Below are 13,969 nucleotides of genomic sequence, written 5' to 3'. Positions count from 1 at the left end.
CCGGCATGAAGAATGCCGCCACGATCGCGAGCAGAGCCAGCCCCAGGGCCACCCAGAAAGCGGCCACGATTCCCGGCAGCAGACCGGGACCATCGATGTCCGGCCCGGTCACCCGCAGCGCCGTCACCTGCATGATCGCGATGAGCAGAGCGGTTCCCGCGGCGGCGGCCACCTGCTGCAGATTGATCAGGATCGCTGAGCCGTGCGAATACAGACGCGGCGGAAGCGGATTGAGTGAGCGCCATCCCGTTTTGACCCCTGGCGCAGAAATTGGCTAGAGTTGGTCCGGTTGCCGCCTTAGCTCAGTCGGCAGAGCGTCTTACTCGTAATAAGAAGGTCGCGGGTTCGATTCCCGCAGGCGGCTCGGCAACGCCCCTCCCACCAGCATCAACGCTGGATCGGGAGGGGCTTTTTCATGTCAGTCGACGAGTGCGATCTGCGCACTCACACGGCGATCGTAGAACATCGTGATCACCGTTCCCGCGATCGCCAGGGCAGCAGTGAAGCCGAACAGGAGCAGTGCAGCGGCCGCGCTGGGTCCGGCAGTTCCGAGGCTGCCGGATATCAGCCGGCCGAGATGTTCGGCGCTGCCGAAGCTCTCCGTGATCCCGAGAACTGCGCCGAGACCTGAGGTCGCAATCCCTGCCGTCGCGGCAGTGAGGGCAGTCATGACCCCGGCGATCCCGCCGAGCACTTCATTGAGCACGATCGTCGACGTCGCGATCGCCGCACAGATCAGCCCGAGGAGCACTGTGACGGCGATGACGCGAACCGCCGGGTACTCCCCGAAGTGCACTCCGGCACCACCCACGAGCAGGGCCGTCGTCGCCGCCACGGACAGCACAGCTGATCCGAGCACTGCGAGAGACACCTTGACCTCGAGCAGATCTCGCCGCTGCACCGGTTTCTGGGGCAGCAGAGACCTCCAGGGGCCGATGATGAGAATCTGCAGGCCGGCAGCCCGATTGACGAGGAAGGTGGACGTCAGCGCCAGTGCCGCCGAGGCGATGGCCAGGGCGCTGAGCAGCGCGGTCGTCCACGCGAGAGGCGAGCCTGCGGAGGACTCAGCTGGTGCCCGGGGAGCCGGATCCGACGCCGCGACGGACGGAGCCTGCGTCTCAGGCGCTGCGACCGCCTCGGCGCCGGTGGTGAAGTAGTCGACCGGAGCCGGCCCCGCCACGGTGTCGACGGTGATGTCGAAGGGCTGCTCGAAAGCGAGTGTCGCCTCCGCGGATCCTCGCTCGCACCTCTGCGCACGCAGTCCCTGGCAGTCGGACTTCGACGCGACCGTGCGGATCTGCTCCGACACCTGCTCCACCGCCTGAGTGATGACCTGGGAGCGGTACTGCTGGAGAATGTGCTCGTCCTCGTTGAGCGCCTGTGGCCCCGCCACGATCGTGATCGTGTACTTCGGGCCGTCGATGGCGCCGTCGAGGTAGTCCCGGATGTCGGTCATCACCTGCCCGGTGAGGTCCGCCGGCAGGATCACGGCAAGCACCGAAGTGCCGTCCTCCACCTGAGCACGAGCCGCATCGGGCGAGAGGACTCGCTCCTCGGTGCCGAAGTCAGGTGCGAGTCCGCCGTGTTCGAGGAACTGAGCGAACTGATCGGAGAAGGACAGGAAATCGACCTTGGCGCTTTGGATCGCAGGCATCTCCCGCGGCTCGTCGTCGAGTCCCACCGCGACCGTGAAATTCGGGTGTGCCCGCGGGGCTGGAGGCGGCGCGGTTTCGTCGCCCGTGTCGACCGGAGCGCTGCGACTGTCCTCGAGTCGGCCGAACGCCGGTGCGAGGACGCCAAGCATGAGCGCGAAGACGACGAGGGAGACGGTGACGGGGATCAGGGTCAGGCGAAGGGGGTGACCGCGGGTGAGGAACCGGGAGACGGCAACGACTCGGCGCATACCCCATTGTCTCATTCGGGGAGCGAGCCGCTGAATGCTCGGCGGTGACTTCTGTGTTGACGCTCACACCGAACTGGTATTCAATGGTGACTGGAGAAGTTACTGAACGATCGATCAGCTATGTTGCGGAGCGGATATGAGCAGCACCCCGGTGTTCGGGGCGGGGCGGGCCCTGTTCGAGACCGACCATGAGGACTTCCGACAGGTCGTGCGCGCCTTCGTCGACACCCACGTCCGTCCTCATGCCGAGGACTGGGAGCGCTCCGGCATCGTGCCCAAGGACCTCTTCGTCAAGGCCGCCGAGGCGGGGATCCTCGGATTCTCGATCGCGGAGGTCTACGGCGGCGGTGGCAGCGAGGACTTCCGCTTCAACGTCGTCATGGCCGAGGAGCTCTCGCGCCACCCCGTCTCCTCGGGACTCGGCGGAATCAGCCTCGCCAACGATGTCATCATCCCGTACTTCACCGAGCTGACGACCGAGGACCAGAGGCGACGTTGGCTGCCGGGGATCGCCTTCGGCCGGAGCGTCGTCGCCGTCGCGATGACCGAACCCGGCGCCGGCAGCGATCTGGCCGGAATTCGCACGAGAGCCGTCAGGGACGGTGACGACTACATCGTCACCGGTTCGAAGATCTTCATCTCCAACGGGCAGAACGCCGATCTCGTCGTCACCGCAGTGCGCACCGGCGACCACCCGCACCGAGGCCTGAGCCTGCTCGTCGTCGACACCTCCAGTCCGGGATTCTCCCGCGGACGCAACCTCGACAAGATCGGTCTGCATGCCCAGGACACGAGTGAGCTCAGCTACGAAGGCGTGCGTGTGCCGGCTGCGAACCTCCTCGGCGAAGAGGGGACCGGATTCTCCTCCCTCATGCGCAACCTCCCCCAGGAGCGCCTCTCGATCGCGGTCGCCGCAGTGGCGTCGACCGAGGGAGTGCTCGAACGCACCCTGGCCCACCTCAAGGAACGGCACGCCTTCGGACAGCCGATCGGCAGCTTCCAGAACTCACGGTTCGAGATGGCCGAGATGGTGGCGACGACTCGTGCTCACCGCGCCTACATCGACTCCCTCGTGCTCGCCCACCTCGAGGGTGAGCTCAGCGCCGAGGATGCCGCGGCCGCCAAGTTCCTGACCACCGAACACAGCGTCGCCGTCGTGAGTCGCTGCCTCCAGCTGCACGGGGGCTATGGGTACATGCGCGAGTACCGCATCGCCCAGGACTACGAGGACGCGCGAGTGACGACCATCTACGGCGGCACGACCGAGATCATGAAGGAGATCGTCGGCCGCTCCCTGGGGCTGTGAGACCCCGATCGATGCAGCAACCGAAGACCACGACCGCAACGACTGTGAGGATCTCATGAGCGACGCGTACATCTACGACGCAGTGCGCACCCCGCGCGGGAAGAACCGCGGGGGTGCCCTGCACGGCACGAAGCCGATCGACCTCGTGACGGGACTCATCGACGCCCTGCGCGAACGCAATCCCGGCCTCGACGACTCGGCGATCGACGACCTCGTGCTCGGCGTCGTCTCGCCGGTGGGGGAGCAGGGCGGCGACATCGCCCGGACCGCGGCCCTTGTCGCCGGACTCGACGAATCCGTCGCCGGCGTCCAGATCAACCGGTTCTGCGCCTCAGGGCTCGAGGCCGTCAACCTCGCCGCCGCGAAGGTCGCCAGCGGCTTCGAATCCCTGGTCCTCGCCGGAGGCGTCGAATCGATGTCACGGATTCCCATCGGCTCCGACGGCGGCGCCTGGGCGCAGGATCCGACGACGAACTACGACACGCACTTCGTCCCCCAGGGCATCGGCGCCGACCTCATCGCCACGACCGAGGGCTTTTCCCGCGCCGACGTCGACGCGTTCGCCGTCGAGTCCCAGAATCGAGCTGAAGACGCCTGGCGCGACGGCCGCTTCACCCGCTCGATCGTTCCCGTCAGGGACATCAACGGCGTCACCGTGCTCGAGACCGACGAGCACATGCGTCCCGGCTCCACCGTCGAATCGCTGGCTCAGCTGGCGCCCGCGTTCGCCAAGCTCGCCACGCAGACCGGATTCGATGAGGTGGCGCTGCAGAAGTACCACTGGGTCGAAGCCATCGACCATGTCCACACCGCGGCGAACTCCTCGGGAATCGTCGACGGTGCGGCCCTGACCATCATCGGCAGCGCCGAGACCGGCGCTGCGATGGGGATGAAGCCACGAGCGCGCATCGTCGCCACCGCCGTCACCGGTTCGGACCCGACGATCATGCTCACCGGGCCCACCCCGGCCACCCGGAAAGTCCTCGCGAAAGCCGACCTGACCATCGACGACGTCGACCTGTTCGAACTCAACGAGGCCTTCGCCGCCGTCGTCCTCAAGTGGATGAAGGATCTCGACATTCCGCACGACAAGGTCAACGTCAACGGGGGAGCCATCGCCATGGGGCATCCGCTGGGAGCGACCGGCGCGATGATTCTGGGCACTCTCGTCGACGAACTCGAGCGCCGCGACCTGCGGCGCGGACTCGTCACGCTGTGCATCGGCGGCGGCATGGGCGTTGCGACGATCATCGAAAGGGCCTGACATGACGAACACCGACCACCCGAACACCGATCACCCGAACACCGACACGAAGGACACCGGCTACTCCCGGAGGATCGACTCCGACGGCGTCGTCACCGTCGTCATCGACGACCCGAACTCATCGGTCAACACGATGAACGACCATTTCGCGGCCGCCCTTGAAGATCTGGTCGGCTGGCTCGAGGCCAGAGTCGCCGACATCTGCGGAGTCATCCTCACCTCGGCGAAGTCGACATTCTTCGCCGGCGGCGACCTCAACCGCCTCCGCGCCGCCGACCCCGCCAACGCGGCGGCCGAGACCGCGCAGATCAACCACGTCAAGGGGCTGCTGCGGAGGCTGGAGACTCTGGGCAGGCCGGTGGTGGCCGCACTCAACGGCACCGCATTGGGCGGAGGGCTCGAAGTCGCACTCGCCGCCCACCATCGGATCGCCGCCGAGGACGTCTCCGGCGCCCGCTTCGGCTTCCCCGAAGTCTCACTCGGCCTGCTGCCCGGGGGCGGCGGCATCGCCCGGACCGTGCGGATGCTCGGGCTCCAGGACGCCCTGCAGAAGGCGTTCCTGCCGTCGACCAAATTCAAAGCCGCCGAGGCATGCGAACTCGGCCTCATCGATGAGCTCGCACCCCTGAGCGAACTCGAGGACCGAGCCAGGATCTGGGTCCGGGACAACCCCGACGCTGCCCAGCCCTGGGACCGGCAGGGATTCCGGATCCCCGGCGGCTCACCCTCCTCGCCGTCCCTGGCCTCGAAGCTCCCAGCCCTGCCGGCACTCCTGCGCCGCCAGCTCAAAGGCGCCCCCATGCCCGCCCCGCGGGCCGCAATGGCCGCGGCCGTCGAAGGCGCCTACGTCGACATCGACACGGCACTGACGGTCGAGACCCGCTACTTCGTCAGCCTCACCCACACCGCGGTGGCGAAGAACATGATCAAGGCGTTCTTCTTCGACCTCGGCCACATCAACTCCGGCGGATCCCGGCCCGACGGCCACGAGCCCCGGCAGGTGACGAAGCTCGGCGTGCTCGGCGCCGGAATGATGGGAGCCGCGATCGCCTACACCGCCGCGAAGGCCGGAATCGACGTCGTCCTCAAGGACGTCGAGCTCGCCGACGCCGAACGCGGCAAGGACTACGCGCGGGGGCGGGAGGAGTCGGCGCTCGCCAAGGGCCGGACCACCTCGGCGAAGAGCGAAGCCGTCCTGGACAGGATCACACCGACGGACGCGGCCGACGACTTCGCCGGCGTCGATTTCGTCATCGAGGCGGTCTTCGAATCCGTGCCCGTCAAGCAGCAGGTGTTCGCCGAGATCGAGGATGTCGTCGCACCCGACGCGATCCTCGGGTCGAACACCTCGACGCTGCCGATCACGGAACTGGCCACCGGGGTCGAACGGGAAGCCGACTTCATCGGCGTGCACTTCTTCTCACCCGCGGACAAGATGCCGCTGGTCGAGATCATCCGCGGGGAGAAGACCTCGGACCAGGCCCTGGCCAGGGCCTTCGACTTCGTGCAGCAGATCCGCAAAACCCCGATCGTCGTGAATGACTCCCGCGGCTTCTTCACCTCCCGGGTGATCGGGACCTTCATCGCCGAGGCGGTCGCCGCGGTGGGCGAAGGAGTGGAGCCGGCCAGCGTCGAACAGGCGGCCCTTCAGGCCGGATATCCGACAGGTGCGCTGCAGCTCCTCGACGAACTCACACTGACCCTGTCGCAGAAGATCCGGCAGGAGACCCGGGCCGCGACCGAGGCCGCCGGCGGCACATGGGAGGAGCATCCCTCGGAGGCCGTGATCGACTGGATGGTCGACCAGGGCCGAATCGGACGCAAGGCCGGCCGCGGCTTCTACGACTACGACGAGACCGGCGGGCGGGGGCGGCTGTGGCCCGGTCTGCGCGAGAGGTTCACGGCTGTGACGGCTGGGCAGGGCGGTACCGCCGATCTCCCGTTGGCTGAGCAGCCGTTCACCGACCTGCAGGAGCGGATGCTCTTCGCCGAGGCGATCGAGACGATCAAGTGCTGTGATGAGGGGGTGCTCACCTCGGTGCCGGACGCGAACATCGGCTCGATCTACGGCATCGGCTTCCCCGCCTGGACAGGAGGCGTCCTCCAGTACGTCAACCAGTACGCAGGCGGACTGAGCGGCTTCGTCGCACGAGCCCGGGAACTCGCCGCCGCCTACGGAGAACGGTTCACTCCGCCGGCGACTCTGATCGAGAGGGCCGAGACCGGCCAGACCTACGAGTGATCACCCCAGCCCGAGAGCTGCGCGCGCGGCGGTGCGCAGCTCTCGGCTCACGTTTCCCGAGCTCAGCCCTCGCGCCAGGTAAGGGGTCGAATTCATCATCCCGAAGACCGCGTGGACGCGGATCGTCGCGCTCTCGGACCCCCAGTCCGGGTGGACGTCCTCGACGACCGAGGCCCAGTCGCTGACATAGGCACGCTGCAGGCGACGGATCGTGCGGCGTGAGGTCTCGGGCAGGGCCGCGAAGTCACGATCCTGGATGCGGATGAGCTCGGGCTCGGCCATCGCGAAGTCGACATGGAAGTCGATGAGACGGACCAGCACCTCGGCGGCGTCCGCTGCAGTCGCAGCTCTCCCTGTGCCAACGTCGATGACCTCCCGGCCGCCGGCGTGCAGGTACTGCGAGATCCCGACGAGGAGCTCCTCGAGCACGGCTTCCTTCGATTCGAAGTGGCGGTAGACGGCCGGGGCGGAGATCCCAGCGCCCTTCGCCAGGTCCTCGAGGCGCACCCCGTGGAAGCCGTGCCGGGCGAAGAGGGTCTTGGCCACTGTCAGCAGCTGCTCGCGCCGCGCCGCCTTGGCCGCCGCCCGAGTCGTGGGCGCAGCCGTGCCCGAACCGTGAGTGCCGGTCTCCGCTGGTGCCATGGCGCTCGCCTTCCGAATCCCTGGTTCATGTGCGCGTTGTCACAACCGCCCATCGGCAGTATCATAGCAGTTGAGTTAACAATAATTAACTGAAAGTTCAGGGCAGGGAATCCAGGGCAGGGAAGGGAAACGCCAATGAGAGCAGTGGGAACTGCGGTCAATCCGGCAGCTGGCGAGGAGAACGCCCGCGCACACGCCGAACTCATCGCCGAGCTCCGGGCCCGCATCAGCGCGAACGCGCTGGGTGGATCGGAGCAGGCACGGCAGCGGCACCTCGACCGCGGCAAACTGCTGCCGCGCGACCGGGTCGAGCGCCTCATCGACCCGGGCACCCCGTTCCTCGAACTCTCCCCGCTCGCCGCCACCGGCATGTACGACGACGCCAGCCCGGGCGCCGGCATCATCACCGGGATCGGGCGGGTGAATGGACGCGAGTGCGTCATCGTCGCCAATGACGCCACCGTCAAGGGCGGCACCTACTACCCGGTCACGGTGAAGAAGCACCTGCGCGCCCAAGAGGTCGCCAAGGACAACCATCTGCCCTGCATCTACCTCGTCGATTCCGGCGGCGCGAACCTTCCCAATCAGGACGAGGTGTTCCCCGACCGCGAGCACTTCGGGCGCATCTTCTACAACCAGGCCACCCTCTCGGCGGCGGGCATCCCGCAGCTCGCGGCGGTCCTCGGATCCTGCACGGCGGGCGGCGCCTACGTGCCGGCGATGGCCGACGAGTCGATCATCGTGGCCGGACAGGGCACGATCTTCCTCGGCGGCCCGCCGCTGGTCAAGGCCGCCACCGGGGAAGAGGTCAGCGCCGAGGACCTCGGGGGAGGCGCACTCCACTCACGGGTCTCCGGCGTCACCGACCACCTGGCGGCCAGCGACTCCCACGCCCTGGAGATCATGCGCGACATCGTCTCCACCCTCGGACCGAAACCGGCGCCCAACTGGGACGTCGTCGAGCCCCGGGAGCCGCTGCACGCCACTGAGGAGCTCACCTCGGTGGTTCCCGTCGACTCCCGCACGCCCTACGACGTCCGCGAAGTCATCGCCCGCCTCGTCGACGGATCCCTGTTCCACGAGTTCAAGGCCGAGTACGGCACGACGCTGGTCACCGGTTTCGCCCACATCGACGGCCATCCGGTTGGGATCGTCGCGAACAACGGCATCCTGTTCGGCGAATCAGCGGTCAAGGGCGCTCACTTCATCGAACTGTGCGACCAGCGCAGCGTTCCGCTGATCTTCCTCCAGAACATCTCCGGCTTCATGGTCGGCCGCGACTACGAGGCCGGCGGCATCGCCAAGCACGGCGCGAAGATGGTCAACGCCGTCGCCTGCGCCCGGGTGCCCAAATTCACCGTCGTCATCGGCGGCTCGTTCGGCGCCGGCAACTACTCGATGTGCGGACGAGCCTACTCACCCCGCTTCCTGTGGATGTGGCCCAACGCCCGCATCTCCGTGATGGGCGGCGAGCAGGCGGCCAGCGTGCTCTCGACCGTCAAGCGCGACCAGCTCGAAGGCCGCGGCGAGACCTGGAGCGCCGACGAGGAGGAGGCGTTCAAACAGCCGATCCGCGATCAGTACGAAGCCCAGGGGAATCCTTACCACTCCACGGCCCGGCTGTGGGACGACGGGATCATCGAACCCGCCGACACCCGCCAGATCCTGTCCCTGGCCCTCGACCTCGCCCGCTTCGCCCCGATGGACCGTCCGCTGTCGGCCAGCGGCTACGGCGTCTTCAGAATGTGAGCCCTCGACCATGAGAAGAATGTTTCGCACCGTCCTCATCGCCAACCGCGGCGAGATCGCCCTCCGCGTCATCCGCACGTGCCGGCGCCTGGGCATCCGGACCGTCGCCGTCTACTCCGACGCCGACGCCCACGCCGCCCACGTCCGCGCCGCCGACACCGCGGTCCGCCTCGGGCCGGCCGCGGCCTCCGAGTCCTATCTGCGCATCGACAAGGTCATCGCCGCAGCCCGGTCCACCGGGGCGGAGGCCATTCACCCCGGCTACGGGTTCCTGTCCGAGAACGCCGAGTTCGCGAGCGCCTGCGAGGACGCGGGCATCGTGTTCCTCGGACCAGGCTCGGACGCGATCCGGATCATGGGCGACAAGATCACCGCCAAGCAGGCCGTGTCGGCGCGCGGGGTGCCCCTGGTGCCCGGCACCAAGGATGCCGCGATGACGAACGAGCAGCTCGTCGCCGCTGCCGACGACATCGGGTTCCCGGTCCTCATCAAACCCTCGGCCGGAGGCGGCGGCAAGGGCATGCACGCCGTGCACGACGCCGCCGACCTGCCGGCCGCCCTCGACGCCGCCAGGCGTGAGGCCGCGAACTCCTTCGGCGACGACACCCTGTTCCTCGAACGCCTCGTCGCCACCCCGCGTCACATCGAGGTCCAGGTCGTCGCGGACTCCCACGGCAACGTCATTCACCTCGGCGAGCGCGAATGCTCCCTGCAGCGTCGGCATCAGAAGGTCATCGAAGAGGCGCCCTCGGCCCTCCTCGACGCGCAGACCAGGGCCCGGATCGGGCAGGCCGCCTGTGAGACCGCGAAATCCGTCGGCTACCGGGGCGCCGGCACGGTCGAATTCATCGTCGGAGCCGACCGGCCCGACGAGTTCTTCTTCATGGAGATGAACACCCGGCTGCAGGTCGAGCACCCCGTCACCGAGGCGGTCACGGGAGTCGACCTCGTCGAACTCCAGCTGCGCATCGGGGCCGGGGAGGAGCTGCCGCTGCGCCAGGACGACGTCACCCTGAGCGGCCATGCCATCGAAGCCCGCATCTACGCCGAGGATCCCGCCCGCGGATTCCTGCCCACCGGCGGCACCGCGCTCGACGTCGTGTTCCCGGCAGGAGAGGGCATCCGCGTCGACGCCGGGCTGACCGCCGGCCAGACCATCGCCTCCGACTACGATCCGATGATCGCCAAACTCATCGTCCACGCCGATGACCGGGCCACCGCACTGGCCCGCCTCGACGCGGCGCTCGCCGCCTCGGCGGTGCCGGGGATCGTGACGAACATCGATTTCCTCCGCACCCTGCTGGGCCTCGACGAGGTGATCGCCGGCGACCTCGACACCTCACTCATCGACACGATGGACGCCGCGCAGCTCGCCCATGCCCCGAGCGAGTTCGACCGGCAGTTCGCCGCCGCCGCGGTGCTCGCCACCGCGGGGAGGGCCGGAACCGAGCTCACCGGCGCCGTGACGAGCAGGGACACCTCGCGGACCGCCTCGGCGTGGGGGCGGCCCACCGCCTGGCGGACGTCCCGCCCGGACTTCCGGCCCACCGTCAGCCTCGCCTCCGGCGGGGAGCCGGTCGACGTCGAGGCGGCTGCCAGCGACATCGTCGTCGACGATTCGGGACTCTGGCACGTGACCCTCGACGACGTCGCGCACACCGGTCGCGTGTTCTCCGACGCGCGCAGCCGCAGCATCTGGATCAGCGGTGAGAACGGCATCCACGTCTTCACCCGACCCGCCGCCGACACCTCGCTGCACCCGGGTCAGGGCGGTTCACAGGTGCTCGCACCGATGCCCGGCTCCGTGGTCCGGGTGCTCGTCGACTCCCAGACGCATGTGGGCCAGGGCGAGCCGATCGTCATCGTCGAGGCGATGAAGATGGAGCACGTGCTCACCGCCCCCGCCACGGGCACCGTCACCGTCGCCGTCGCCGAAGGGGCGCAGGTCGCCCTCGACGAAGTGCTCGCCACTGTCGTCGAGGACGCCGAGGAGACCGCGACGACGGCCGCAGCAGCACCAGCACCGACTGAAACAGCACCGACCGAGACCGAACCGACAACGATGGAGGGGAAGGCATGACTGCTTTCGTTCCGGGCATGCTGCCCGAAGAGTACGAGGACCTGCGACAGTCCGTCGCGAGATTCGCCGACGAGGAGGTCGCGCCCGTCAGCGCCGAACTCGACGCCAGACACGAGTTCCCCTACGCGTTGGTGGCGAAGATGGGGAAGATGGGCCTGTTCGGCCTGCCCTTCGCTGAGGAGTACGGCGGGATGGGCGGCGACTACTTCGCCCTCACCCTGGCCATCGAGGAGATCGCCCGGGTCAACCAGTCCCTGGCGATCACCCTCGAAGCCGGGGTCTCGCTCGGGGCGATGCCGATCTATCGGTTCGGCACCGAGGAGCAGAAGCGCGAATGGCTGCCCCAGCTCACCGACGGCTCCGGACTGGCCGCCTTCGGCCTGACCGAGCCCGAAGCCGGCTCCGACGCCGGCGGCACCAAGACGAAAGCCATCCTCAACGACGGCACCTGGACGATCAACGGCGGCAAGTGCTTCATCACGAACTCGGGCACCGACATCACCCGCCTCGTCACGGCCACCGCGGTGACGGGCACGCGGATGTCGAAGAGCGGACGCGAGGTTCCTGAGATCTCGACGATCATGATCCCCGCGGGCACCCCCGGCTTCACGGTGGAACCGGCCTACGACAAGGTCGGCTGGAACTCCTCCGACACCCATCCGCTGACCTTCGAGGACGTGCAGGTGCCCGAGGAGAACCTCCTCGGCGAGCGCGGCCGCGGCTACGCGAACTTCCTGAGCATCCTCGACGAGGGCCGCATCGCCGTGGCGGCTCTGTCCGTCGGCGCCGCTCAGGGCTGTGTCGATGAATCCGTGAAGTACGCCAAGGAGCGCAAGGCCTTCGGTCACGCGATCGCGGACTTCCAAGCGATCTCGTTCAAGATCGCGCGGATGGAGGCCCGCACCGTGGCAGCCCGCTCGGCCTACTACCTCGCCGCCTCGCGGATGGAGGCAGGGCTGCCGTTCAAGAAGGAGGCCGCGATCGCGAAGACCGTCGCCGGCGAGGCCGCGATGGACAACGCCCGCGACGCCACCCAGATCCACGGCGGCTACGGGTTCATGAACGAGTACCTCGTTGCCCGTCACTACCGCGATTCGAAGATCCTCGAGGTCGGCGAGGGCACCACCGAGGTCCAGCTCATGCTCATCGCCCGCGAACTCGGACTCTGAGCCGCGCGGCCGCCGGCCAGGGGCTGGTGGCCGCGCCCGCAGTGCAGTAGGGCCCGTCCAGGGTGACCAGGCCGGCTGCGGATAGGGTGAGAGCAACCGTCACGTCAGGAAGGGCCGATCATGGAGTTCAAGCTCATCGACCTCAGCGGTCTGCCCACCTATCTGACGGTGACGTGGATCGTCCTCGAATACCTCGCCCTGATCGTCGCGATCGGCATCGTGCCGCAAGGCCGCCGCCCGTCATCGGCCACGGCTTGGCTGCTGCTGATCCTGTTCCTGCCGATTGTCGGCATTCCCCTGTTCCTGCTGCTCGGCAACCCGTATGTGAATCGGCGCAGGCAGCGGATCCAAGCCGCGGCGAACGAGCTCATGCATGAGGGCGCCGACGATCTGCCGGACATCCCGCCCTCCCTGCAGGCGCCGCGGGAGTTCGACTCGATCGTGCGACTCGGACGTGAACTCACCGCGCTGCCGATGGTCGCCGGCGTCAACCACGGACTGATCTCCGACTACGAGGCGAGCATCCGGCGGATGGCCGAGCTCATCGACGAGGCCGAGAAGTACGTTCACGTCGAGATCTACATCATGGCCTGGGACGACACCACCGACGTGTTCTTCCGGGCCCTCGAACGCGCCGCGGCGCGCGGAGCCGAGGTCAGGGTCATGTACGACCACATCGGCTCCCGCAAGTACCGCGGGTTCCACAAGCTCGGGAAGAGGCTGAGCGCGGCCGGCATCGAGTGGCATCTCATGCTGCCCTTCATCCCCTGGCGCGGCAAAGCACGCCGCATCGACCTGCGCAATCACCGCAAGCTCGTCGTCGTCGATGGGAAGAAGGCGATGATGGGGTCGCAGAACCTCATCGACTCCAGCTATCTGAAGAAGGGGAACATCAAGGTCGGAAGGCACTGGCACGACATCATGGTCGAGGTCAGCGGACCGATCGTCGCCACCGTCGAGGCGATCTTCGCCACCGACTGGTACTCCGAATGCGGTGAGGAGCTCGAGATCAGGGAATACGACGGCCACGCGATCGAGCCGGAGATGGGCGGAGATGTCAACGGCATGCAGCTGATCCCCTCGGGTCCTGGCTTCACCACTGAGCCGAACCTCAAAGTCTTCATCTCTCTGATGTACCTGGCGCAGGAGCGCCTGGAGATCGTCAGCCCGTACTTCGTGCCCGACGAGGCCCTCCTGACCGCCGTCGTCACCGCAGCCCGCCGGGGCGTCGCGGTCGAACTCTACGTCAGCGAGCAGGCCGACCAGTACATGGTCGACCGTGCCCAGTCCTCCTACTACCAGGGGCTGCTCGAGTCGGGAGTGCGGATCTTCCGCTTCCCCAAACCCCAGGTGCTGCACACGAAGTGCTTCATCGTCGACGGCCGGTACGGCGTCATGGGGTCGTCGAACATGGACATGCGCTCCTTCGGCCTCAACTACGAGATCAGCCTCCTGACCACCGGAGGCAACCTCGTTTCGGAGATCGCCGAGGTGATCTCCGGCTACCGGCGCGCGAGCAGTGAGCTCAGCGTCGAGGAATGGGAGAAGCGCCCGCTGCGGCGGCGGTACATGGAATCCGTGATGCGGCTGACCTCAGCCCTGGAGTGAGGTTTC

Annotated in this window: 9 protein-coding genes and 1 tRNA gene; 8 read left to right on the top strand and 2 right to left on the bottom strand. The window is 67.6% G+C overall.

The genetic code is table 11. The features are described from left to right. Positions 1 to 291 precede the first annotated feature (291 nt). Positions 292 to 364: transfer RNA gene (locus RIT73_RS03205), tRNA-Thr, on the top strand. Positions 365 to 418: 54 nt separating this feature from the next. Here RIT73_RS03205 and RIT73_RS03200 read toward each other — a convergent pair. Continuing rightward, positions 419 to 1,903 carry a hypothetical protein gene (locus tag RIT73_RS03200; protein ID WP_309130607.1) on the bottom strand — a complete coding sequence of 495 codons (1,485 nt, stop codon included), beginning with the start codon at positions 1,901 to 1,903 and terminating at the stop codon, positions 419 to 421. A gap of 136 nt (positions 1,904 to 2,039) precedes the next feature. Between RIT73_RS03200 and RIT73_RS03195 the strand changes: the two genes are divergently transcribed. Genes RIT73_RS03195 through RIT73_RS03185 form a run of 3 tightly spaced genes read left to right on the top strand, consistent with a single transcriptional unit; the run spans position 2,040 to position 6,715 of the window. Beyond that, a complete protein-coding gene (locus RIT73_RS03195) occupies positions 2,040 to 3,209 on the top strand; it encodes an acyl-CoA dehydrogenase family protein (RefSeq protein ID WP_309130606.1) in 1,170 nt (389 codons plus the stop codon). 55 nt (positions 3,210 to 3,264) lie between these two features. Then, a complete protein-coding gene (locus tag RIT73_RS03190) occupies positions 3,265 to 4,473 on the top strand; it encodes an acetyl-CoA C-acetyltransferase (protein ID WP_309130605.1) in 1,209 nt (402 codons plus the stop codon). A 1-nt stretch (position 4,474) separates the two neighbouring features. Then, complete coding sequence (locus tag RIT73_RS03185) at positions 4,475 to 6,715, top strand: 3-hydroxyacyl-CoA dehydrogenase NAD-binding domain-containing protein (RefSeq protein ID WP_309130604.1); 2,241 nt, start codon at positions 4,475 to 4,477, stop codon at positions 6,713 to 6,715. Here the strand turns inward: RIT73_RS03185 and RIT73_RS03180 are convergent, their stop codons facing one another. Then, on the bottom strand, positions 6,716 to 7,357 hold the full coding sequence (locus RIT73_RS03180) for a TetR/AcrR family transcriptional regulator (protein ID WP_309130603.1): 642 nt from the start codon (positions 7,355 to 7,357) through the stop codon (positions 6,716 to 6,718). Positions 7,358 to 7,492: 135 nt separating this feature from the next. On the opposite strand from RIT73_RS03180, the gene RIT73_RS03175 reads away from it, so the two are divergent. The 4 genes from RIT73_RS03175 to cls all read left to right on the top strand — a co-directional run bounded on the left by RIT73_RS03175 (position 7,493) and on the right by cls (position 13,963). After that, positions 7,493 to 9,106, top strand: coding sequence for a carboxyl transferase domain-containing protein (locus RIT73_RS03175; RefSeq protein ID WP_309130602.1), 1,614 nt, complete (start codon positions 7,493 to 7,495; stop codon positions 9,104 to 9,106). 19 nt (positions 9,107 to 9,125) lie between these two features. Beyond that, positions 9,126 to 11,186 carry an acetyl-CoA carboxylase biotin carboxylase subunit gene (locus RIT73_RS03170; RefSeq protein ID WP_309130610.1) on the top strand — a complete coding sequence of 687 codons (2,061 nt, stop codon included), beginning with the start codon at positions 9,126 to 9,128 and terminating at the stop codon, positions 11,184 to 11,186. Then, positions 11,183 to 12,355 (top strand): acyl-CoA dehydrogenase family protein, encoded by a 1,173-nt coding sequence (locus RIT73_RS03165; RefSeq protein WP_309130601.1) that lies wholly within the window; start codon positions 11,183 to 11,185, stop codon positions 12,353 to 12,355. The genes RIT73_RS03170 and RIT73_RS03165 overlap by 4 nt, the downstream gene beginning before the upstream one ends. Positions 12,356 to 12,475: 120 nt before the next feature. Continuing rightward, positions 12,476 to 13,963 (top strand): cardiolipin synthase, encoded by a 1,488-nt coding sequence (cls, locus tag RIT73_RS03160; RefSeq protein ID WP_309130600.1) that lies wholly within the window; start codon positions 12,476 to 12,478, stop codon positions 13,961 to 13,963. Positions 13,964 to 13,969 lie beyond the last annotated feature (6 nt).

The sequence above is a fragment of the Brevibacterium sp. genome (assembly GCF_031179145.1).
Classification (GTDB): Bacteria; Actinomycetota; Actinomycetes; order Actinomycetales; family Brevibacteriaceae; genus Brevibacterium.
Note: the sequence above shows the minus strand (reverse complement) of the source record. Positions and strands in the feature narration are given on the sequence as shown.

Bases quoted from the DNA above. Each gene is read 5' to 3' on its own strand.
- RIT73_RS03200 (WP_309130607.1), bottom strand. From the start codon at position 1,903: ATGCGCCGAGTCGTTGCCGTCTCCCGGTTCCTCACCCGCGGTCACCCC.
- RIT73_RS03195 (WP_309130606.1), top strand. From the start codon at position 2,040: ATGAGCAGCACCCCGGTGTTCGGGGCGGGGCGGGCCCTGTTCGAGACC.
- RIT73_RS03190 (WP_309130605.1), top strand. From the start codon at position 3,265: ATGAGCGACGCGTACATCTACGACGCAGTGCGCACCCCGCGCGGGAAG.
- RIT73_RS03185 (WP_309130604.1), top strand. From the start codon at position 4,475: ATGACGAACACCGACCACCCGAACACCGATCACCCGAACACCGACACG.
- RIT73_RS03180 (WP_309130603.1), bottom strand. From the start codon at position 7,357: ATGGCACCAGCGGAGACCGGCACTCACGGTTCGGGCACGGCTGCGCCC.
- RIT73_RS03175 (WP_309130602.1), top strand. From the start codon at position 7,493: ATGAGAGCAGTGGGAACTGCGGTCAATCCGGCAGCTGGCGAGGAGAAC.
- RIT73_RS03170 (WP_309130610.1), top strand. From the start codon at position 9,126: ATGTTTCGCACCGTCCTCATCGCCAACCGCGGCGAGATCGCCCTCCGC.
- RIT73_RS03165 (WP_309130601.1), top strand. From the start codon at position 11,183: ATGACTGCTTTCGTTCCGGGCATGCTGCCCGAAGAGTACGAGGACCTG.
- cls (WP_309130600.1), top strand. From the start codon at position 12,476: ATGGAGTTCAAGCTCATCGACCTCAGCGGTCTGCCCACCTATCTGACG.